This is a genomic window from Helicobacter sp. MIT 14-3879, from assembly GCF_003364125.1.
In genome coordinates, this window is record NZ_NXLP01000182.1 from 1 (window position 1) to 622 (window position 622).

General features: G+C 22.8%; 1 pseudogene. It reads right to left on the reverse strand.

From position 1 onward, the window contains the following. Nucleotides 1-622, reverse strand: a pseudogene (locus CQA44_RS12920) (hypothetical protein); the annotation flags it as partial.

The following is a 622-nucleotide window of genomic DNA, read 5'->3' on the forward strand; positions in this document are numbered from 1 at the left end:
TCCATTCTTACTTTCTCCATTCCACTAGGAGATAAAAGTATTGAACCTTGAATATTAAGAGTAGTTATAGTATTAGAATCATTATTAGTATTATCTATATTTCTTAGATAATCTTTTTGTAGATTAATAAATCTTCCATAGCCATAAGAGAGTTCTTCTTTATTTCTTTTTTCTTTTAAAAGATTTTTAATAAAACTAGGAATGCTTTTAGGAATAATAAGGATATATTCATAAATACTATATGCAATTCTTATGCTAAAGATTCTATAAGAGAAATGTTTAATATCATAATCAAGCATTATAGAATCTAGTATGTCTTTTAAGAATACATTAGATTCCATATTATTAGTATCTAATGTATTCTTACTTTTATTAATAGATTCTAATGCTATATCTATTTCTTCATAAGTATTATAGAAATTACTTTGTGAGATTATAAGATTATCTTTAGAATCTTTATTTTCATAATAAGTAGGAGTGAGATAATATTCTCTCAATTCTTTAAATGAAGTAACAAGTATAAGAGAGGTAGGAGTAGTATCTATTTGTGATAGTAGTTTTTCTTTATCTAAAGGATTATTATTAGTAGGATTAGGAGAATTAATCTTAAAGTTATTTTTTT